Source organism: Flavobacterium flavipigmentatum, from assembly GCF_020911905.1.
Classification (GTDB): Bacteria; Bacteroidota; Bacteroidia; order Flavobacteriales; family Flavobacteriaceae; genus Flavobacterium; species Flavobacterium flavipigmentatum.
Map to the genome: position 1 here is coordinate 117,826 of NZ_CP087133.1, position 20,090 is coordinate 137,915.

20 protein-coding genes are annotated in these 20,090 nt (G+C 34.1%); 13 read left to right on the top strand and 7 right to left on the bottom strand.

All coding sequences use genetic code 11. The annotated features are described in order from the left end of the window. Positions 1-132: 132 nt before the first annotated feature. From LNP22_RS00585 to yiaA, 6 genes are all read left to right on the top strand, one after another. Complete coding sequence (locus LNP22_RS00585) at positions 133-642, top strand: RNA polymerase sigma factor (RefSeq protein WP_229974841.1); 510 nt, start codon at positions 133-135, stop codon at positions 640-642. Then, positions 629-1,087, top strand: coding sequence for a hypothetical protein (locus LNP22_RS00590; RefSeq protein ID WP_229974842.1), 459 nt, complete (start codon positions 629-631; stop codon positions 1,085-1,087). Before LNP22_RS00585 ends, LNP22_RS00590 begins: the two co-directional genes overlap by 14 nt. 16 nt (positions 1,088-1,103) lie before the next feature. Further along, positions 1,104-1,631 carry a DUF4252 domain-containing protein gene (locus LNP22_RS00595; protein ID WP_210666837.1) on the top strand — a complete coding sequence of 176 codons (528 nt, stop codon included), beginning with the start codon at positions 1,104-1,106 and terminating at the stop codon, positions 1,629-1,631. A gap of 1 nt (position 1,632) precedes the next feature. Then, on the top strand, positions 1,633-2,169 hold the full coding sequence (locus LNP22_RS00600; RefSeq protein WP_229974843.1) for a DUF4252 domain-containing protein: 537 nt from the start codon (positions 1,633-1,635) through the stop codon (positions 2,167-2,169). Between the two features lie 197 nt (positions 2,170-2,366). Beyond that, complete coding sequence (locus LNP22_RS00605; RefSeq protein ID WP_229974844.1) at positions 2,367-3,041, top strand: TIGR02117 family protein; 675 nt, start codon at positions 2,367-2,369, stop codon at positions 3,039-3,041. Positions 3,042-3,049: 8 nt separating this feature from the next. Then, complete coding sequence (yiaA, locus tag LNP22_RS00610; protein ID WP_229974845.1) at positions 3,050-3,442, top strand: inner membrane protein YiaA; 393 nt, start codon at positions 3,050-3,052, stop codon at positions 3,440-3,442. A gap of 78 nt (positions 3,443-3,520) precedes the next feature. On the opposite strand, the gene carB is transcribed toward yiaA, so the two are convergent. After that, positions 3,521-6,376: a carbamoyl-phosphate synthase large subunit gene (carB, locus tag LNP22_RS00615; RefSeq protein WP_229974846.1), complete on the bottom strand. Its 2,856-nt coding sequence runs from the start codon at positions 6,374-6,376 to the stop codon at positions 3,521-3,523. A gap of 145 nt (positions 6,377-6,521) precedes the next feature. Then, complete coding sequence (rpmH, locus tag LNP22_RS00620; RefSeq protein ID WP_008464848.1) at positions 6,522-6,683, bottom strand: 50S ribosomal protein L34; 162 nt, start codon at positions 6,681-6,683, stop codon at positions 6,522-6,524. Between the two features lie 166 nt (positions 6,684-6,849). Here rpmH and LNP22_RS00625 point away from each other — a divergent pair, with 166 nt between their 5' ends. After that, the gene (locus tag LNP22_RS00625; protein ID WP_210666843.1) at positions 6,850-7,365 is read left to right on the top strand and encodes a DUF2892 domain-containing protein; all 516 of its coding nucleotides are present in this window, start codon (positions 6,850-6,852) and stop codon (positions 7,363-7,365) included. A gap of 535 nt (positions 7,366-7,900) precedes the next feature. Here the strand turns inward: LNP22_RS00625 and LNP22_RS00630 are convergent. Continuing rightward, complete coding sequence (locus LNP22_RS00630) at positions 7,901-8,560, bottom strand: alpha/beta hydrolase (protein ID WP_229974847.1); 660 nt, start codon at positions 8,558-8,560, stop codon at positions 7,901-7,903. Between the two features lie 214 nt (positions 8,561-8,774). On the opposite strand from LNP22_RS00630, the gene LNP22_RS00635 reads away from it, so the two are divergent. Next, positions 8,775-9,059 carry a GNAT family N-acetyltransferase gene (locus tag LNP22_RS00635; protein WP_210666845.1) on the top strand — a complete coding sequence of 95 codons (285 nt, stop codon included), beginning with the start codon at positions 8,775-8,777 and terminating at the stop codon, positions 9,057-9,059. A 59-nt stretch (positions 9,060-9,118) separates the two neighbouring features. Here the strand turns inward: LNP22_RS00635 and LNP22_RS00640 are convergent, their stop codons facing one another. From LNP22_RS00640 to LNP22_RS00650, 3 genes are all read right to left on the bottom strand, one after another. After that, positions 9,119-10,753, bottom strand: coding sequence for an ABC-F family ATP-binding cassette domain-containing protein (locus LNP22_RS00640; RefSeq protein WP_229974848.1), 1,635 nt, complete (start codon positions 10,751-10,753; stop codon positions 9,119-9,121). Between the two features lie 227 nt (positions 10,754-10,980). Further along, positions 10,981-12,156, bottom strand: coding sequence for a GlmU family protein (locus LNP22_RS00645; RefSeq protein WP_229974849.1), 1,176 nt, complete (start codon positions 12,154-12,156; stop codon positions 10,981-10,983). 389 nt (positions 12,157-12,545) lie between these two features. Beyond that, on the bottom strand, positions 12,546-12,800 hold the full coding sequence (locus LNP22_RS00650) for a type B 50S ribosomal protein L31 (RefSeq protein WP_210667578.1): 255 nt from the start codon (positions 12,798-12,800) through the stop codon (positions 12,546-12,548). Between the two features lie 243 nt (positions 12,801-13,043). Here LNP22_RS00650 and LNP22_RS00655 point away from each other — a divergent pair, with 243 nt between their 5' ends. From LNP22_RS00655 to LNP22_RS00675, 5 genes are all read left to right on the top strand, one after another. Continuing rightward, a complete protein-coding gene (locus LNP22_RS00655) occupies positions 13,044-13,577 on the top strand; it encodes a DUF4199 domain-containing protein (protein ID WP_229974850.1) in 534 nt (177 codons plus the stop codon). Positions 13,578-13,595: 18 nt separating this feature from the next. Continuing rightward, positions 13,596-14,552, top strand: coding sequence for a glycosyltransferase family 2 protein (locus LNP22_RS00660; protein ID WP_229974851.1), 957 nt, complete (start codon positions 13,596-13,598; stop codon positions 14,550-14,552). Between the two features lie 138 nt (positions 14,553-14,690). Then, a complete protein-coding gene (locus LNP22_RS00665; RefSeq protein WP_229974852.1) occupies positions 14,691-16,418 on the top strand; it encodes a phospho-sugar mutase in 1,728 nt (575 codons plus the stop codon). 77 nt (positions 16,419-16,495) lie between these two features. Next, on the top strand, positions 16,496-18,325 hold the full coding sequence (locus LNP22_RS00670) for an ABC transporter ATP-binding protein (protein ID WP_210667574.1): 1,830 nt from the start codon (positions 16,496-16,498) through the stop codon (positions 18,323-18,325). A gap of 118 nt (positions 18,326-18,443) precedes the next feature. Continuing rightward, on the top strand, positions 18,444-19,145 hold the full coding sequence (locus LNP22_RS00675) for a hypothetical protein (protein ID WP_229974853.1): 702 nt from the start codon (positions 18,444-18,446) through the stop codon (positions 19,143-19,145). Positions 19,146-19,327: 182 nt separating this feature from the next. On the opposite strand, the gene LNP22_RS00680 is transcribed toward LNP22_RS00675, so the two are convergent. After that, positions 19,328-20,050: a CREC-EF hand family protein gene (locus LNP22_RS00680; protein WP_229974854.1), complete on the bottom strand. Its 723-nt coding sequence runs from the start codon at positions 20,048-20,050 to the stop codon at positions 19,328-19,330. Between the last annotated feature and the right edge of the window lie 40 nt (positions 20,051-20,090).

Genomic DNA, 20,090 nt, shown 5'->3' on the forward strand with positions numbered 1-20,090 from the left:
GTAAAAATACTACCTTTAGTTTTAACAACTAGAAATTTATATCTCTTTTTTATAAAAAAAAATTATTCTTGTTGTAACAAAAATAATTGTACCTCGTCTTGACTATATAAGCTAACGAATAATTTTTGATTTATGAATCAAATTGTGTTTATCGAATTAATAAATCCTTTTAAAGACAAAGTATTTCGTCTAGCAAAAAGATTACTCACCAGTACTGAAGAAGCAGAAGATGCCACTCAGGAAGTAATGGTAAAATTATGGAACAAAAAAGAAGATTTAAACCATTATAATAATGTAGAAGCACTGGCGATGACGATGACTAAAAATTATTGTTTGGATCAGTTAAAATCTAAAAGAGCCGGAAATCTTAAAATAGTTCACGATAATTATACCGATCGGGCGCCACAATTAGACAAAAAATTAGAAGACAGTAATAGTTTAGAATGGGTAGAAAAAATTATAAGTCAATTACCCGAACAGTTGCAAATATTAATTCAGTTACGCGATGTTGAACAATATGAATTTGATGAAATTGCGAAAATTGTCAACATGAATGAAACCGCTATCCGGGTAGCGCTTTCGAGAGCGAGAAAAAAAATTAGAGAATCAATGCTTAATACACATCAATATGGAATTAAATAATATAGAAAACATACTAGAAAAATACTTTCAGGGAGAAACCAGTATTGCAGAAGAAAAACAATTAAAAGACTATTTTTCTTCATCGAATGTTGCGCAGCATTTAGAACAATACCAACCAATGTTTGGTTATTTCTCTCAAGTAAAAGAGCAAAAATCGATGCAGGAGATTCCACTACAAACTAAAAAACGAAATGTGGCGTGGTTATCAATTGCAGCTTCAGTTGCTGTTTTACTGGCAGCAGGAACCTTTTTTTATGTGAGCGAAAAAAACACAACACCGGTTGTAGCGCAATCAGAATTAGGAACCTATGACAATCCCGAAGAAGCATTAGAGGCTACTCAAAAAGCTTTGGCGTTATTGTCAAACAATGTAAATGTAGGTATTGAAAGTGTACAATACATTAAAGAATACGAACAATCAAAAAACAAAATTTTTAAACAATAATTAAATAAAATATATCATGAAAAATCTCATCATAACCCTGGTTTTTGCTCTTTTTACAACAGCTTTTTATGCCCAAAGTGCCTTTGACAAATTTGATGGTCAGGACGACGTAACTTCAGTAATTGTCAACAAAAAAATGTTTGACTTAATGAGTAAAGTAAAAGTAGACACATCGGATAAAGAAATGAAACAGTACATCAATCTAATCAAAAAATTAGATTATTTAAAAGTGTTTACCACCAAAAGTTCCCATGTTGAAGCAGATATGAAAGCTACCGCTGATAAATACATAAAAACAGCAGGTTTAGAAGAATTGATGCGAATTAACGATGGCGGAAGAAATGTAAAAATATTGGTAAAATCTGGCGCTAGTGACACACAAGTAAAAGAATTACTAATGTTTATTGACGGAGCAAAAAATCAGGAATCGGTTTTATTATCATTAACAGGTAACTTTGATTTAAACGAAATTTCAGTACTAACAGACAAGATGCAACTTCCTGGAGGTGCAGACTTAAAAAAAGCCTCTAAAGGCAAAAAATAAGATGAAAATAAGTGTTTTTACCTCCGCCCTATTGGTTTTACTAACGTTAATAAGTTGTAATTCTGAACCTTCTTTGCAAAAATATTTTGTAGAAAATAGCGAGAACAAAGATTTTATTGCCTTAGATGTTTCGCCAAATATTCTAAATTTGGATAAAGCAAAATTATCAGCAACTCAAACCGAAGCTTTAAATTCTTTTGATAAAATGAATATTCTAGCTTTTAAAGTTACTGATAAAAATAAAGCCGAATTTGAAGCAGAAAGAATCAAAGTCAATACAATCTTAAAAGATCCAAAATACCAGCAATTAATGAAATTTGGGTCAGGTAAAGACGGTGCATCTATAAGTTATGTTGGCACTGATGAAAACATAGAAGAATTTGTTGTTTTTGCCAACAGAAAAGAAAATGGCTTTGCAGTCGTTCGTGTCTTAGGAAAAGACATGAATCCGAATAACATCATGACTTTACTGTCTGTGCTGAAAGAATCAAAGATCGACATGGAACAATTGAAGCCTTTGCAGCAATTAATGAAATAATAAAATCATCTTACTTTAGCACTTAAAAGCTCCTTTATCGGAGCTTTTTTTATGCTTTATATTTAAAAAGAATTTTCTGTGTAATTGTTTAAATTTTATTTTGATATGAAATATATTTAGTTAAATTTGATGAAAATAATTCAAATTACAATTATTTATTTATAAGTTTATTCTTTCGATAAAAACTATACATTCAATTGAAAAAAATAGCAAAAGTACTTTTTAAAACAATCCTAATCTTTGTTGGATTTATCTTTTTATATGCTGTATCTGCTTATTTAATTTCCAAAATAACTATTGAAAGAGAATCCGATACAAAATCAGAAGTTCCTATCTACATCCTGACAAATGGTGTTCATACTGATATTGTGATGCCCGCAAAAAATGATCAGATAGATTGGAGTAAACAGATAAAATTTAAAAACACCAAGTCGGCAGACACAACTTATCAATACTTAGCAATGGGTTGGGGTGACAAAGGTTTTTACCTCGAAACTCCAGAATGGTCAGATCTAAAAGCTTCTGTTGCGCTAAAAGCTGCTTCGGGTTTAAGCACCACTGCCATACATGCTACGTACTATAAAAGCCTAAAAGAAGGTGAAGATTGCAAAAAAATAATGATCAGTAAAGAGCAATACAATCGTTTGATAAAATACATTAACGAAAGTTTTCAAAAAGATGCTTCAGGCAATTTTGTACTCATTACAACCGATGCCAATTATGGTAAAACCGATGCTTTTTACGAAGCCAACGGAAGTTACAGTTTGTTGCGCACCTGCAACACCTGGGCCAATAGTGGCTTAAAAAGCAGCGGTCAGAAATGTTGTTTATGGACAGCGACAGATTCAGGAATTTTTTCGAAATATAAATAAATTAAAACATGGTACAAAAAACATCGAATGCCTTTATAGCGGCATCTTGGGTAGCTCTTGGAGCAGGAACAATCGGATTTATAGTGGGACTTGCAAGAGCAGAAATGTTATTGAACGAAAAAGGTTATTATTTTACCGTTTTAATGTTCGGATTGTTTGCTGTAGTTTCATTGCAAAAAAGCGTTAGAGACAGACTAGAAAAATTGCCTGTTACAGACATGTATTATGGGATTTGCTGGTTCGGAACCCTTTTATCCATTGTTTTATTGGTGGTAGGACTTTGGAACGCCACTATTTTACCAAGTGAAAAAGGTTTTTATGCTTTTGCATTTTTATTAGCTCTTTTTGGTGCCATTTCGGTACAGAAAAACACTAGAGACAATATGGCGTCTAATGAATAAACATATAATAAAGTAACTATACAAGACCAAAAAAAGCTCCAATTTAGTTGGAGCTTTTTTTATATCAGAATTTGAGTTTTATTTACTCAAATACATTTTTCTTCTTGAGTACAATTCGTAGAATTGATCATCCTTTAAGTCATCGATAAACAAGATGCTTTCTCCTGTCGATTTCATTTCTGGCCCTAATGCTTTGTTAACATTATGGAATTTGCTGAAAGAAAAAACGGGTTGCTTGATTGCGTATCCTTTTAATTGTGGATTAAAATCAAAGTCGGTTACTTTATTATGTCCTAACATTACTTTTGTAGCATAATTAACATAGGGCTCTCCGTAAGCTTTTGCAATAAATGGCACCGTTCTAGAAGCTCTAGGATTGGCCTCGATAATATAAACCGTATCATCTTTTATCGCAAACTGAATATTGATCAAACCAACTGTTTTTAAAGCTCTCGCAATTTTATAAGTATGATCTTTTATTTGTTGCATTACAAATTCGCCTAAGTTAAAAGGAGGCAAAGTAGCGTTACTATCTCCGGAGTGCACTCCGCAAGGCTCGATATGCTCCATAATCCCAATGATGTAAACATTACCATCGGCATCGCAGATTGCATCTGCTTCGGCTTCGATCGCTCCTGCCAAATAGTGATCCAGAAGCAGTTTGTTTCCCGGAATCGTTTTCAATAAATTGATAACATGCTCTTCCAATTCTTTCTTGTTGATTACAATTTTCATTCCCTGACCTCCTAATACATAAGAAGGACGAATCAATAATGGGAAGTCTAAGGTATCGGCGAGAGCAGAAGCTTCGTCAGCCGTTTCGGCAATCCCGAATTGTGGGAAAGGAATGTGTAATTCTCTCAATAAGTCAGAGAAACGTCCTCTATCTTCGGCCAAATCAAGTGCATCAAAACTAGTTCCGATGATTTTTACTCCATATTTAGATAATTTTTCAGCCAGTTTCAAAGCCGTCTGACCACCTAACTGAACGATAACACCTTCTGGTTTTTCGTGTTGAATAATATCGTAAATATGCTCCCAGAAAACAGGTTCAAAGTATAATTTATCGGCTGTATCAAAATCAGTCGAAACCGTTTCAGGATTACAGTTGATCATAATTGTCTCGTAACCACATTCTTTAGCAGCCAAAACTCCGTGTACACAAGAATAATCAAACTCAATTCCTTGACCGATTCTGTTAGGTCCAGAACCAAGCACTATAATTTTCTTTTTGTCTGTAACAATGCTTTCATTATCTACATAACGCTCGCCGTTTGCTTTCTCGATTTCGGCTTCAAAAGTCGAATAATAATACGGTGTTTTAGCTTTAAACTCAGCTGCACACGTATCTACCAACTTAAACACACGGTTGATCTTCTGATCCATACGCAACGTATGAACCTCACTTTCCAGACAATTCATCATGTGCGCAATTTGTCTGTCGGCAAAACCTTTTTGTTTCGCTTCAAGCAATAATTCTTTAGGAAGATTGGATACTTTATAATTCGAAATTTCTTTCTCTAAAGTATAAAGTTCTTCGTATTGTTTTAAGAACCACATATCTATTTTAGTAATTTCGTGAATGCGGCTCAACGGAATCCCCATTGCGATGGCATCATAAATTACAAAAACACGATCCCAACTTGCAAAAGTCAGTTTCTCGATAATTTGTTCGTAGTTTTTATATCCTTTTCCGTCAGCACCTAATCCGTTACGTTTAATTTCTAATGATTGGGTTGCTTTGTGTAATGCTTCCTGGAAAGATCTTCCGATCCCCATTACCTCACCTACCGATTTCATTTGAAGTCCTAAAGTTCTGTCGGCACCTTCAAATTTATCAAAATTCCAACGAGGGATTTTTACAATTACATAATCTAAAGTCGGTTCAAAAAGCGCCGAAGTTGATTTTGTAATCTGGTTTTGCAATTCGTCAAGATTATATCCTAAAGCCAGTTTAGAAGCAATTTTTGCAATCGGGTAACCCGTTGCTTTTGATGCTAAAGCAGAAGAACGAGACACACGAGGATTGATCTCGATGGCTACGATATCTTCTTTATCATCTGGCGAAACTGCGAACTGTACATTACATCCTCCTGCAAAATTTCCGATACTACGCATCATCAAAATCGCGTAATCACGTAATTTCTGGAATGTTGTATCTGATAAGGTCATTGCTGGAGCCACCGTGATTGAATCACCGGTATGAATTCCCATCGGATCCATATTTTCGATCGAACAGATGATTACAACATTATCATTTTTATCTCTTAAAAGCTCTAACTCATATTCTTTCCAACCCATCAAAGCTTTATCAATCAGAACTTCATGTATTGGAGAAGCTTCCAAACCACGAGTTAAAAGCTCATCAAAATCTTCTTTTTTGTACACAATCGCAGCTCCTGTTCCTCCAAGGGTAAACGAAGGACGAATTACAAGCGGAAAACCAAACTCCTGAGCAATTTCTTTCCCTTCAAGGTAAGAAGTAGCTGTTTTGGCTGGTGCAGTTGGCACATTAATTCTTTCTAAAAGCTGTTTAAACTGCTCTCTGTCTTCGGTAATATTAATAGCATTTACATCAACACCGATCAATTTTACTCCGAAATCCTGCCAAATTCCTTTTTCTTCCGCTTCCAAACATAAATTCAAAGCTGTTTGTCCTCCCATTGTTGGCAAAACGGCATCAATTTGTGGATGTTCCTTCAGAATTTCAATAATCGATTTTGTAGTTAATGGTTTCAAATATATATGATCGGCCATAGTTGGGTCGGTCATAATTGTCGCTGGATTTGAGTTGATCAAGATAACTTCAATTCCTTCTTCACGAATAGAGCGTGCAGATTGAGAACCTGCATAATCAAATTCGCAAGCTTGACCAATAACAATAGGTCCTGACCCTATTATTAAAACTGATTTTATTGATGTGTCTTTAGGCATTTTATTTGTATTGTGTAGTTATATAAAGTACTTTAAAAAACATTCGTAGTGTATTCTATACTAGAACGTTGCAGATTTTTTACCGACAAGGTATAAAAAAAGGCGATACTAAAAAAGTAACGCCTTATTTATGTTTATACAAACATTATTTTTTGTGTCTAGGTTCGCTAGAAACAGTCAATTTATGTCTTCCTTTTGCTCTTCTGCGCGCTAGAACTTTTCTTCCATTTGCAGAAGCCATTCTGTCCATAAATCCGTGCTTATTTCTTCTTTTTCTTTTCGATGGTTGAAATGTTCTTTTGCTCATTGCTTTGTATCTTTAAAATGGTATCTAATATCTCTTTTCTGTTTTAGAATATCGTTATTCTAAAACCGAGTGCAAATATACAAAGACTTTTTTTTCTGGCAAGTACTTTAATAAAAATATTTTTAATTCATTTTACTATATTTGCAATCACAAATATACATCTATTATGTTTCACAAAAATATTAAACTTATTTTAGCCGGACTTCTTGTAGTCGCAGGCGTTTGGCAATTTACAGAGAGCAATATCGGGAATGGAATTTTCCTTATTTTATTGACTGCGATTCCAATTTTTCTTTATTTCAAAAACGAATTTATTCTTTTGGCCTTCCTTAAATTAAGAAAACAAGACTTCGAAGGTGCAAAAAAATGGCTGGCATACATCAAAAATCCTGAAACTGCATTGGTACGAAAACAACAAGGATACTTCAATTATTTGCACGGAATCATGTTATCGCAGACCAATATCAACCAAGCAGAGAAACATTTTAAAAAAGCAATCGAACTGGGACTTTCTATGGATATGGACTTGGCAGTTGCTAAATTAAATCTTGCAGGTGTTGCCATGTCAAGACGCAGAAAATTGGAAGCTACTAATTTATTAAACGAAGCAAAAAAATTAGACAAACAAGGCATGCTAAAAGAGCAAATCACAATGATGAAAGATCAAATGAAGAAAATCTAAACTTCTTTAAAAATATCTCAAAATCCCAAATTCTAAAGAGTTTGGGATTTTTTTTATCATTGTGAGCAACGAAACAACCTCACTAAGCCTATTATCAAAACAATCAGGAGCTATTTCCTGCTATCCGCTTGTATCTTTTCCTTGCTAAAGGAGCAAGAAAAAGGATACCGCTGCTATCAGGGCTAGGGTTCTCCGTTTCAAAAGAAGCTTTATCGTGTAGTTTGTGATCCAGAAGAACGAGGAATCTCCATAAGCAGCTCGACAAGCAAGACAAACTTTGTGTTAGTTTCTCGCTAAGATTCCTCGCTCCTCGGAATGACAAGATTGTGCAAAATAACTTTGCGTAAAAATTTCGCAGAAACGTTTAAAAAATTTCACCCCTTAGTTTGTCTTTGCGAGGAACGAAGCAATCTCACTTGCCAGATCAAACTTTATGTTTTATTATTAGTGTGATTGCTTCGTTCCTCGCAAGGACTTTGTTTGCGTAAAAAACAATTGGAATTTGGAATTACAAAAAATTGGAATTTTTAAAATTTTAATCCTCTAAAATAATCGAGGGCAAATTTTCATTCAGCCATTTGTATTTATTGATGATCATTATGTGCGTTCCACCTTTTACAATAATACATTTTTTGATATATTTTATAGGAAAAACATCATCTTGATCTCCGTGGATGTGAACAACTTTTTCGTCAATTTCACTTCTTTCCCAACAAATTACTGCTTCTACTGCCCATTGCAAATAAGTCAAATCACGAACAGCTAAAAACTTCTCGTAGAGCTTAATTCGTTTATTAATTTTTTCTCCAAAAGAAAATTTAGCCAGATTTTCTATATTCAGTAATAATTTCATCGGAATCAATTTGTAAGCTTTTGTTGTTTTTCCGATTTTCATTCTTCTCGGAAACTCTACATTGCTCCTTACACTCGAAATAATGATTATTTTTCTGACTTTAATATGTTTTGACATTTCCTGCACCAAAATACCACCGAAAGAAACCCCTATCAAAACTGGGTTTTCATGATTGATATTTTTAGTAATTCGAAGCGCATAATCTGATAACGATTCTTTTGCAAGCGGAATTTCCCACTCCAGCAAACACATTTCAAAAACAGACTCATCCAATTTGATTCTTTCAAAAATAGTCGAACTTGCTGCTAAACCTGGCATAAAATAAACGGGAATCTTACTCATTATTCTGAAAAGGAATTAGAATTATGTTTTAAAAATTTAAAGCTAAAATTACTTTTTTTAGTAATACCGATAGCAAATCTTATACCTAATTGTCTTAAAATTATATTCAGTTGTAAAACAAGTTAAAATTACCACTTTGTTAAATAGTTCAATATTGAAAATCAAATGATTATCTTTGTAATCATCCCCAATAATTAAGAAACCTCTCGCCTCTATGGAAATCAAAGACAATACGTTTGCACGACAATTTGAGATTACAGTCCCTGAAGGATTACTGACAGTAGAATATTCATTTCAAGAAAAGAAAATTTTTCTAACAAAAATCAACAAACCTGATCTATTTGAAGACGAAGCCGTTATTGATGAAGTACTAACCAACATCATGGAAATTATTACCGAGAAAAAATTCAAATTGATGCCTATTTTTCCCAGAGTTGTACAGTTTATCAAAAAAAACCCTATTTATAAAGAGTTACTCCCACCAGGAATACGCATGTAATTTCATAAAAAAAGCACAAGTTGAATCTTGTGCTTTTTGGTTTTATATCGAATCGAAAATTACTTCTCAATTTCTCTCATCGAATCCATTTTTTTGTGTGCTAAGAAACCAGCAACATCCTCAAAGTGCTCTTTTACACGTTTATTTCCAAACTCAAAAACCTTAGTTGCCAATCCGTCAAGGAAATCACGATCGTGCGAAACCAGAATTAAAGTTCCATCAAAATCGCGCAAAGCGTCTTTGATAATATCCTTAGTTTTCATGTCTAAGTGATTTGAAGGCTCATCCAGAATTAATAAATTTACTGGTTCCAACAACAATTTTATCATCGCAAGACGTGTTTTTTCTCCACCTGAAAGCACTTTTACTTTTTTGGTAATATCGTCACCCTGGAACATAAAAGCGCCCAAAATATTCTTAATCTGAGTTCGAACATCTCCAACTGCAATATTATCAATAGTTTCAAAAATGGTAGCATTTTCGTCTAATAAGGAAGCTTGATTTTGAGCAAAATATCCAATTTGTGAATTATGACCAATTTCTACACTACCTTCATCAATGCCAATTTCTTTCATAATAGCTTTGATCATAGTCGATTTCCCTTCACCATTTTTACCCACAAAAGCTACTTTCTGACCTCTTTCGATTACAATATTTGCATCTTTAAAAACCACATGATCACCATATGATTTAGACAAATCTTTTACCACAACAGGATATTGTCCTGAACGCGCTGCAGGCGGAAATTTTAATTTTAATGCCGAATTATCTACTTCGTCAACTTGCACGATAATCAATTTTTCGAGCATCTTTACACGAGACTGCACCGCATCTGTTTTAGAGAAAGTACCTTTAAAACGATCAATAAAAGCACGGTTATCGGCAATCATTTTTTGCTGCTCATCGTACGCTTTTTGCTGGTGCACACGACGATCTTTTCTAAGTTCTAAATAATGAGAATATTTTGCTTTATAATCGTAAATTCTTCCCATTGTGACTTCGATAGTACGATTGGTGATATTGTCTACAAAAGCCCTATCGTGCGAAATAACTACCACTGCTTTTGCCTGATTTATTAAAAACTCTTCCAGCCATTGAATACTTTCGATATCCATGTGATTGGTTGGCTCATCGAGTAAAATCAAATCTGGTTTTTGCAATAAAATTTTTGCAAGTTCGATACGCATTCTCCAACCTCCGGAAAATTCAGAAGTCTGGCGTCCAAAGTCTTCACGTTCGAAACCTAAACCAACCAAAATTTTCTCTACTTCAGCTTCGTAATTTACTTCTTCAATCGCATAAAATTTTTCGCTTAAATCTGAAACTCTTTCGATTAATTTCATGTAAGCGTCACTTTCATAATCAGTACGGATCGTCAACTGCTCGTTGATTTCATCCATTTCAGCTTTCATTTTAAAAATTTCACCAAACGCTTTGGATGCCTCTTCCATAACAGTTGACCCATCCTGAGTTAATAAATGCTGTGGCAAATAGGCCACGACAGCCTCTTTTGGAGTCGAAATACTACCGGTAGAAGGCTTACTTTGACCTGCAATTATTTTTAAAAGCGTCGATTTTCCCGCACCATTTTTACCCATAAGGGCAATTTTATCATTTTCATTGATAGCAAAAGAAACATCGCTAAATAATGTAGTTCCGCCAAACTGAACCGAAATATCGTTAACTGTAATCATTATTTTATATGAATTGGTTTAATCGGTTAATCGTTTCTTTGATCACCCATTTTTTTGTGGTGCAAAGATAGATTAATTAGATAATTAGGCAATTAGAAAATGTGTCAATTTGAGAATTTACGAATTAGATAATTTTCTAAACCTACTAAAAAGCGAAACCCGACAGGTTTTAACAACCTGTCGGGTTCGCAAAAATTATCTCATTTTCAAATTGACCAATTATCTAATTAATCCTTTCTCCATTTTTTAGTCTCTTCAAAAACATGTTCCAGAATAGCTGCTTCGGTTGCATCAAAATCGATATTTCTTCTACCCATTACTAATTTAGCCGTTTCAAAAGCTTTTTTTGTGATGTAAGTTGTAAAGCCTGCAGCTCCTCCCCACGAAAAACTCGGAACAAAATTGCGCGGAAAACCAGAACCAAAGATATTCGCACTTACCCCTACTACAGTACCCGTGTTAAACATTGTATTGATACCGCATTTGCTATGATCTCCCATCATTAAACCACAAAATTGAAGTCCTGTTTTCGCAAAATTTTCAGTCTCATAGCTCCATAATTTCACTTCTTCATAGTTATTTTTTAGGTTTGAATTATTGCTATCTGCTCCAATATTACACCATTCGCCCAAAACAGAATCTCCTAAAAAACCATCATGACCTTTGTTAGAATTTGCAAACAAAACAGAGTTTTTTACTTCTCCTCCAATTCTAGAACCTGGTCCAACAGTGGTCGCACCATATATTTTTGCATTCAATTTTACTTGTGCATTCTCACACAAAGCGAAAGGCCCACGAATTACTGTACCCTCCATAATCTCGGCATTTTTTCCGATATAAATAGGACCAGCCGAAGCATTAAGAGTCACAAACTCCAACTTTGCTCCTTCTTCTATAAAAATATTTTCTGGCGCTATTACGTTCACACTTTTAGGGATGGCTTGTGATTTTCTATCTTCAGTCAAAAAGTTAAAATCTTCGCGAATCGCCAAATCATTTTTAGAAAAAATATCCCAAGTATGTTCAACAGTTAAACAATCGCCGTCATATTGAATGATTTCGTAACTATCAAAATCAACTTCTTCCTGATTTTCGTTCGTAAAAAAAGCAATTACTTCATCACCTTTAAAAATTGCCTGATTAACTTTTAGATCCGAAACCATTTCGGCCAGCGTATCATTAGGCAAAAAAGAAGCATTAATCATTATATTTTCTTCCAGCTCCACCATTGGGAATTTCTCAGACAAATACTCTTCGGTAATCGTAGTTGTAGTAGACCCTAAACGCATTTCCCATTTTTGTCGAATAGTCATAATTCCTATTAAAATATCGGCGACAGGGCGGGTAAATGTAAAAGGCAATAACGCATTCCGGACGGGACCGTCAAAAAGAATGTAGTTCATAAAATTGATTTAATATTGTTAAAATTGATTTGGTTACCGAATTCAAAGTTACAAATATTTATGAGTTTCATTAAAAAGCATTTTATCCAAAATAAAGAAAACAATTACTTTCTAGAGTTAAAGCTAAATATCGCAAAGAAACATGGTCTTCATATTAATAATTATTTAACCGCAAGGCGCGCAAAGATTTTTGCTATTGAATTTTTATAAAAAAGACAAAGTTCGCAAAGCTAGATCGACACAATGCTTTGCGAACTTTATGTTTTTTAAACATACTACCAGGTAAAAAAATCTTTGCGCTCCTTGCGGTTCAATTTTAAAAACATATAAAATTGTCCATAAAAAAAGCCTCCCGAATGGAAGGCTTTAGTATAGTAAGCAGCGAGCTATTATTTTTTAGCAAGCTTAGCGTATTTAGTTTTGAATTTGTCAATACGTCCTGCAGTATCGATAAGTTTAGATTTACCAGTATAAAAAGGGTGAGATGTTCTAGAAATCTCCATTTTTACAACTGGATACTCTACTCCGTCTACTTCAATTGTTTCTCTAGTATCTGCAGTAGATTTAGTGATAAATACATCGTCATTTGACATGTCTTTAAACGCAACTAATCTGTAATTTTCTGGGTGAATTCCTTTTTTCATCTTTCTTTTTATTTATTGTTTAGAGCATTTTTGTTTTGAAGCTTTTTCATGGTTAGAAAAAGGTGTAAACAGCACCACTCTTTTTTTGTTTAAAAATTTAATTATTTTTGAGTGTGCAAATTTACAATTATTTTTTAATAAACAAATCTTTGTACCACTTTTTTTAATTAAATTCAATAAGCTTTTTTATCTCTCTATAATTTGGGAATTGTTATATTTGTAGATTAATTAAATTATGGTTTTATGGATAAAAATATATCTCCTGCCAAGTCAGGAATTTTGTATGGTGTTTTGTTCGGTGTCATAATGGTTTTAGAATTTGTCATTATGTATGTAATTGGCATGAAATCATTAATGAATTCAAGTGCGGGAATGATTGTCAATATTGCCAATTATCTGGTTTTACCTATCATCTTTATATATTTAGGTTGCAACCATTACAAAAAAGATATCAATAACGGATTTATATCTTTTTCTGAATCCTTAAAAACCGGAGTTTCGATAACAGTCATGGCTGCTTTAATTTACGCTATTTTCAATTTGATTTTTAACCTTATATTTCCTGAATTTATTAATGAAATGTTGGAAATTACCCGAGATGGAATGATTGCCAAAAACCCACAAGTAAGTGCAAAAGAACTAGAGATGGGTCTTGGCATGGTCAAAAAATTCATGAATCCGTTTATTGTTTTTCCGGCAACACTTGTTATGTATTCCTTTTTCGGCCTGATATATTCCTTAATCATCGGAGCCATCGTAAAAAACGACAAACCCTAAAGTTTATAATAAAAATAAATGAATTTATCTATACTTATCCCGCTTCTTAACGAAGAGGAATCACTGCAAGAACTCTACAATTGGATTATTAAAGTGATGCAATCTAATAATTACTCGTATGAAATTATCTTTGTGGATGATGGAAGTACAGACAATTCTTGGACTATTATTGAAGGTTTTTCTAATGAAAATTCGAATGTAAAAGGCATTCGTTTTATGAAGAATTTTGGTAAATCTCAGGCTTTACATGCTGGTTTTGCCAAAGCAAAAGGCGATGTTATTATAACAATGGATGCCGATTTGCAAGACAGTCCGGATGAAATTCCGGGATTGTATGAAATGATTACTGCCGAAAAGTTTGATTTGGTTTCGGGTTGGAAAAAAAAGCGTTACGACTCTGTTGTAGCAAAGAACCTTCCTTCTAAATTATTTAATTGGGCAGCAAGAAAAACATCAGGAGTTGAATTGAATGATTTTAATTGCGGCTTAAAAGCGTACAAAAATACTGTTGTAAAAAATATAGAAGTTTCGGGCGAAATGCACCGATACATTCCGGTTTTGGCAAAAAATGCAGGTTTTAATAAAATTGGAGAAAAAGTGGTGATTCATCAGGCCCGTAAGTATGGTGAGACCAAATTTGGGATGGAGCGATTCATCAACGGTTTTCTTGACTTGATTACAATTTGGTTTTTATCGAGATTCGGAAAAAGACCGATGCATTTATTTGGTGCGATGGGCTCGTTGATGTTTATCATAGGATTTTTATTGGCCGGTTATATTGGAGTTTCAAAATTGTACCACATGTACAACGGAATGAGATACAGCCTGGTAACCAGTAATCCTTGGTTTTTTATTGCACTCACCACCATGATTTTGGGAACTCAGTTGTTTCTGGCGGGATTTTTGGGCGAAATTATTTTACGAACTAAAAATAACGAAGAACGCTATAAAGTGTCCCGAGAAGTTAATTTTTAATACAAAAGCCCTAGCCCTGATGGAAGCGATATCCTTTTTCTGGCTTTTTTCAGACAGAAAAAGATAAAGCGGACAGCAGGAAATAGCTCCTAAATACCACAATTATTTTTTTTATTTTAATTGTAAAAAATATAGAATATGAATATTGAAGCTCCGATTTTAAATGCTGTAAATGAATGGTTAACACCAACATTTGATAAAGAAACACAAGATGCCGTTAAGGAATTAATGACTACATCGCCCAAGGAACTAGAGGAAAGTTTTTATAAAAATCTGGAATTTGGAACTGGCGGAATGCGAGGTGTCATGGGCGTTGGGAACAACAGAATTAACAAATATACGCTCGGGAAGAACACACAAGGTCTTTCGGATTATTTGCATGAAGTTTTTCCGAATCAGCCCATAAAGGTGGTGATTGCGTATGATTGTCGCCATAATAGCAATACCTTGGCAAAAGTGGTGGCTGATGTTTTTTCTGCCAACGGAATTCAGGTGTATTTATTCTCTGATTTGAGACCTACTCCAGAGCTGTCTTTTGCGCTAAAATACCTAGATTGCCAATGCGGAATCGTACTTACAGCATCGCATAACCCACCAGAATACAACGGATATAAAGTATATTGGGAAGACGGCGGACAAATTGTTCCTCCGGAAGATGCCGCGATTATTAAAGTTATTGAAAGCTTAAACTACGATAAAATAAAATTTAATGCGAACGAAAGTTTAATTAAATATATTGACACCGAAATTGATAAAGCGTTTGTAAAATCCTCTATCGAAAATGCCAGTTTTAATACACCAGCTGCCGCGAAAGAAAACTTACAGGTTGTCTTTACTTCTTTGCACGGCACTTCGATAAAATCGATTCCGGACACTTTATCTCAGGCAGGTTACACCAAAGTGCATATCGTGCCTGAACAAGCCATACCCAATGGTGATTTCCCAACAGTTAAATCGCCGAATCCAGAAGAACCGGAAGCCCTGACTATGGCATTGGCTCTGGCCGATAAAACCAATTCTGATATTGTGGTAGGAACTGATCCTGACTGCGATCGTTTGGGTGTTGCTGTACGAAACAACGAAGGCAAGATGATTTTGCTTAACGGAAATCAGACCATGATTTTGATGACTGCTTTTTTATTGAAACAATGGAAAAAAGCCGGAAAAATTAACGGAAAACAATTTGTAGGCTCTACCATTGTTTCTACTCCGATGATGATGGAATTAGCAACAAGCTATGGTGTAGAATGCAAAGTAGGCCTGACCGGTTTTAAATGGATTGCCAAAATGATTAAAGATTTTCCTGAACTGCAATTTATTGGTGGTGGTGAAGAAAGTTTTGGTTTTATGGTTGGTGATGCAGTAAGAGACAAAGATGCTGTTGCCGCTACCCTATTGATCTGCGAGGTTGCTGCTCAAGCAAAAGCTGCCGGAAGCTCTGTTTATAAAGAGCTTTTGCAATTGTATGTAGAAAATGGTTTTTATAAAGAATATTTGGTTTCATTAACCAAAAAAGGAATCGAAGGCTTGGAAGAAATCAACCAAATGATGATTAATTTACGTCAAAATCCTTTGAAAGAAATTAGCGGACAACGCGTAATTATGGTAGAAGATTATCAATCGTCTATCGCTTTGAATTTATTGACCGGCGAAGAATCTATAATGGATATTCCAAAATCGAATGTATTGATTTATTATACTGAAGACGGTTCGAAAATTTGCGCAAGACCAAGCGGTACCGAACCAAAAATTAAATTCTACATTAGTGTCAATGCCGAGTTGGATTCGGTAGAGCATTTTGACGAAGCAGAAAGTTTCTTAGATAAGAAAATACAAAATATCATTGCAGGAATGCAATTGAATTAACACAATAAAAAATATATTTTTCATAAACCCGACATGTTTTAAACATTGTCGGGTTTTAATGATAAAAAACGACCTAAATGAGTAATTTCAAAAAAATAGTTCCTTTTATATATCCATATAAAAAATACGCATTCTTAAACATTTTTTTCAATGTTTTGTATGCGCTTTTCAGCACGCTTTCTTTTATGGCACTGATTCCGATGCTTCAGGTTATATTTGATAAAACAAAGAAGAATTATACAATGCCAACTTACGAAGGAATTACACATATAAAAGATTATGGCGAAAATTATCTAAGTTATTATATCACAAAAAACACAGATCCTAGTAATCCTGGTTTTGTACTTTCGGTAATGGTTACGCTGATTATTTCTATATTTTTATTAAAAAATTTGGCTGATTATTTAGCAATGTTTTTCATTACTTTTTTGCGAAATGGCGTTTTAAGAGATATGCGAAATGCATTATATAAAAAAACACTGGAATTGCCTCTAGCATTTTATTCTGAAAAAAGAAAAGGTGATGTCATTTCAAGAATTTCTGCTGATGTGAATGAAGTTCAAACTTCATTTTTAGCGATTTTAGAACTTATCGTAAAAGAACCTTTAACCATTATTTTTACGATAATTGCCATGCTTTTAATCAGCGTTAAACTTACTTTATTTGTATTCATTTTTATTCCTATTTCCGGGTATGTTATATCACTGATCGGAAAGCAACTTAAAAAGCAATCAAGCAAAGCACAACAGGAACAAGGGACTTTTTTATCTACCATAGAAGAAACTATTGGCGGTTTGAAAGTAGTAAAAGGGTACAATTCTGAAAACTATTTTAATAAAGTATTCCAAAACTCTACAGAACGCTTTTTTGCGTTGTCTAATAGTATCGGAAATCGTCAAAACTTAGCTTCACCCGCAAGTGAGTTTATGGGAATAACGGTTATTGCGGTATTATTATGGTATGGAGGGCAAATGGTTTTGATTGAAAAAACACTTGACGGACCCTCATTTATTGCTTACATGGGATTGGCCTATAATATTTTGACACCTGCAAAAGCAATTTCTAAAGCTTCTTATGGTGTCAAAAGAGGAAATGCAGCTGCCGATCGCGTTTTGGAGATTCTGGATCAGGAAAATCCTATTCAAAGCAAAACAGATGCTATCGAAAAAACAGGTTTTGAGCACGAGATTACGATTCAAAATATCAATTTTAAGTATGAAGAAGAAACTGTTTTAAAAGACTTTTCACTTCAAATTAAAAAAGGACAAACTGTTGCACTTGTGGGGCAATCCGGAAGCGGAAAAAGTACCATTGCCAATCTACTAACTCGTTTTTATGATGTGAATGACGGAACCATTTCGATTGACGGCATTAATATCAAAGACATGAATTTGCAGTCGCTTCGAGGTTTGATGGGACTGGTTACACAAGACAGTATTTTGTTTAATGACACGATTAAAGCCAATATCGCCTTAGGAAAATTGGATGCTTCCGATGAAGAAATTCTCGAAGCGCTGAAAATCGCGAATGCTTACGAATTTGTAAAAGATTTGCCTTTGGGCATCTACACCAATATTGGCGATAGCGGAAATAAACTTTCGGGTGGTCAAAAACAACGTTTATCGATTGCTCGAGCGGTACTAAAAAATCCTCCTATTATGATTTTGGATGAAGCAACATCTGCATTAGACACCGAAAGCGAAAAATTTGTGCAGGTGGCTCTTGAAAACATGATGCAAAACAGAACTTCAATCGTCATTGCACACCGTTTGTCTACCATTCAAAAAGCAGATATTATTGTGGTCATGCAAAAAGGAAAAATCGTTGAAAAAGGAACACATGACGAATTGATTGCGCATAACGGCACCTACAACAAACTGGTTACGATGCAGTCATTCGAGTCATAAATAAAATTTTAATCACAGATTACAAGATTAACGCAGATTAATTTTTTAACGAAAAAAAATCATTTAATCCTGTAATCTGTGGCTTGTTTTTTTTTAAACATCCATTAAATCGACAAAAATGTATCTTAACAATCCAAATATAAAGTTGCCAGAAGATCAAGATACAGTAGTTTGGAAGTATTTGGATTTGTCTAAATTCCTGGATTTATTGCTGTCTAAAAAATTATTTATGTCCCGTTCGGATAAATTTGAGGATCAGTATGAAGGTACTTTTAGTGAACCTACTTTTGAGGAGATTAAAAAGCTGGCAAAAGACAATCCTGACTTTTTAAATTATTATAAAACACATCGCGAAAAAGTAGCGGTGAGCAGTTGGCACATCAACGAGTACGAATCGTTTGCAATGTGGCAAATATTTACCCAAAACAGCGAAGGTTTGGCGATTCAGTCTACGATTGGGAGGTTACAAAAAGCATTAAATCCCGAGAATAATTTTGATCAATACATCGGCGAAGTCAACTACATTGACTACAAAAAAGAATACATTCCGTTTGATGATTTGTTTTTTCCGTTTTTGTTTAAGCGAAAGAGTTTTCAGTACGAGCGTGAACTCCGCATTATTACAGATACTTCTAAAAGCAATCAAAAACTAAATGATGGTCTAAAAATAAACGTCGATCTCAATCAGTTAATTGAAAAGATTTACATTCATCCCAAATCTGAAAACTGGTACAAAAAATTGGTGATCGAACTGGTGGAACAACTTGGTTTTGGGTTTGAGATCGAGAAATCAGATCTGGAAAGCGATATTTTAATCTAAGGTTCTAAGTTGCTGAGATACTAAGTTTTTTTGCCACAGATTACTCAGATTAAAAGGACTTATTTTATTTATAAATATAAAAAGCCATTTAAAATTATTTTAGTTAATTTTTAAATGGCTTTTTATATTATTCAGAAAGATTTAAAAAAAATCTCAGAATCTCAGAACCTTAGCATCTTAGATCAGATTGGTTTATAATTTTTAACTTCCCATTTTTTCAAACCTAAATCAATGTAGTTGTAATGCAGGACATCATTTTTATCAAACTGCCCATTTTGGTTGGTATCTTCAATAGTTCTAAAATACAATCGGCTTTTAGACTCGATCAAACTCCAATCTACCAATTCTTCTAAGTCGGTTGACACTTTCGTGAAATTTTGCCCGCTAATATCACTAAGGTACAACGTTTTGATATCTCCGGTATCTATTTTGCCGTCTTTATTGGTGTCCGAATCGGTTAAAGTATACACCATTATTTTGTTTTGCGTTTTATCGGCAACCGCTTTTAAATAAGTCGCTGTTAAAATTAGAATTGGCTTGTCAGACAAAGGTCGAATAGAGTCTGAATTTACCTCCTGAAATTTTAGATTTTGCAAATAACCCGTGATTTCATATTCACCTAAATTCGAAATTGTAAAACTCACATCATTAACACTTGAAGAGCCATATCGTGACTTTGATCCTTTTTCGAAAACGCGTAAATCACCAACCGGATGGATCAAATAATTCGTTCCTTCCATCTGAATTGGCAAATCTGCCACTTCTATCTGCGTAGAATCGGTTTTAACAGCTACATTTACTTTACTAGAACCATCATAAATTACTTTTGGCTTCTGGGCTTCGTCTTTGCAACTCATTAAGGTTCCAACGATTACTAGGGCTATATATTTAAAATAATTTTTCATTGACAAAATTCTATTAGAATATCAAATATAGTATTTTTGA

Bases quoted from the DNA above. Each gene is read 5' to 3' on its own strand.
- LNP22_RS00585 (WP_229974841.1), top strand. From the start codon at position 133: ATGAATCAAATTGTGTTTATCGAATTAATAAATCCTTTTAAAGACAAA.
- LNP22_RS00590 (WP_229974842.1), top strand. From the start codon at position 629: ATGGAATTAAATAATATAGAAAACATACTAGAAAAATACTTTCAGGGA.
- LNP22_RS00595 (WP_210666837.1), top strand. From the start codon at position 1,104: ATGAAAAATCTCATCATAACCCTGGTTTTTGCTCTTTTTACAACAGCT.
- LNP22_RS00600 (WP_229974843.1), top strand. From the start codon at position 1,633: ATGAAAATAAGTGTTTTTACCTCCGCCCTATTGGTTTTACTAACGTTA.
- yiaA (WP_229974845.1), top strand. From the start codon at position 3,050: ATGGTACAAAAAACATCGAATGCCTTTATAGCGGCATCTTGGGTAGCT.
- carB (WP_229974846.1), bottom strand. From the start codon at position 6,376: ATGCCTAAAGACACATCAATAAAATCAGTTTTAATAATAGGGTCAGGA.
- rpmH (WP_008464848.1), bottom strand. From the start codon at position 6,683: ATGAGCAAAAGAACATTTCAACCATCGAAAAGAAAAAGAAGAAATAAG.
- LNP22_RS00625 (WP_210666843.1), top strand. From the start codon at position 6,850: ATGTTTCACAAAAATATTAAACTTATTTTAGCCGGACTTCTTGTAGTC.
- LNP22_RS00630 (WP_229974847.1), bottom strand. From the start codon at position 8,560: ATGAGTAAGATTCCCGTTTATTTTATGCCAGGTTTAGCAGCAAGTTCG.
- LNP22_RS00635 (WP_210666845.1), top strand. From the start codon at position 8,775: ATGGAAATCAAAGACAATACGTTTGCACGACAATTTGAGATTACAGTC.
- LNP22_RS00640 (WP_229974848.1), bottom strand. From the start codon at position 10,753: ATGATTACAGTTAACGATATTTCGGTTCAGTTTGGCGGAACTACATTA.
- LNP22_RS00645 (WP_229974849.1), bottom strand. From the start codon at position 12,156: ATGAACTACATTCTTTTTGACGGTCCCGTCCGGAATGCGTTATTGCCT.
- LNP22_RS00650 (WP_210667578.1), bottom strand. From the start codon at position 12,800: ATGAAAAAAGGAATTCACCCAGAAAATTACAGATTAGTTGCGTTTAAA.
- LNP22_RS00655 (WP_229974850.1), top strand. From the start codon at position 13,044: ATGGATAAAAATATATCTCCTGCCAAGTCAGGAATTTTGTATGGTGTT.
- LNP22_RS00660 (WP_229974851.1), top strand. From the start codon at position 13,596: ATGAATTTATCTATACTTATCCCGCTTCTTAACGAAGAGGAATCACTG.
- LNP22_RS00665 (WP_229974852.1), top strand. From the start codon at position 14,691: ATGAATATTGAAGCTCCGATTTTAAATGCTGTAAATGAATGGTTAACA.
- LNP22_RS00670 (WP_210667574.1), top strand. From the start codon at position 16,496: ATGAGTAATTTCAAAAAAATAGTTCCTTTTATATATCCATATAAAAAA.
- LNP22_RS00675 (WP_229974853.1), top strand. From the start codon at position 18,444: ATGTATCTTAACAATCCAAATATAAAGTTGCCAGAAGATCAAGATACA.
- LNP22_RS00680 (WP_229974854.1), bottom strand. From the start codon at position 20,050: ATGAAAAATTATTTTAAATATATAGCCCTAGTAATCGTTGGAACCTTA.